At 76.7% G+C, this 451-nt stretch carries 1 protein-coding gene; it reads left to right on the forward strand.

Going from position 1 to position 451, the window contains the following annotated elements:
• Positions 1 to 152: 152 nt before the first annotated feature.
• A partial coding sequence (locus G3I71_RS47465; RefSeq protein ID WP_343243306.1) for a hypothetical protein occupies positions 153 to 451 on the forward strand: 299 nt, incomplete at its 3' end.

Genomic DNA, 451 nt, shown 5'->3' on the forward strand with positions numbered 1-451 from the left:
CACCACGGCCCGAGGACGCCGCCCCGGGAGCGCCCGGGCTGTCGGCAGTCCCGCACCATCCGCAGGACCCCGCCGCAGTGCCGCTGCGCTACCAGGACCTGACCGGCACCGAACCGGCGACGCCCGCTCCCGACGACCTCGGGTTGGACGACGTGGCCTGGCTGCTCCACACCTCCGGCTCGTCCGGCACCCCCAAGGGCGTACTGCTCACCCAGCGCAACCGCCTCGCGCCGGTGGCGGCAGGACTCGTCGGTGTCCTCCGGATGGCCCCGCAGGACCGACTGCATGCGACCGACCGCGAAGGACGTCCGGGACGCACCCGTCGGACGGTCCGGCGAGCCCGCGGCCCTCGGCCGCCGGCTCGTCGAGGCGCCGCCGGGGGTGCCCCTCGCCTCCGGTGGAACGGGGCCCCGGCTGCTCTGCTTCCCGGCGCTGAGCTCGCTCTCCGGAC

Source organism: Streptomyces sp. SID12501, assembly GCF_010550245.1.
Taxonomy (GTDB): Bacteria; Actinomycetota; Actinomycetes; order Streptomycetales; family Streptomycetaceae; genus Streptomyces.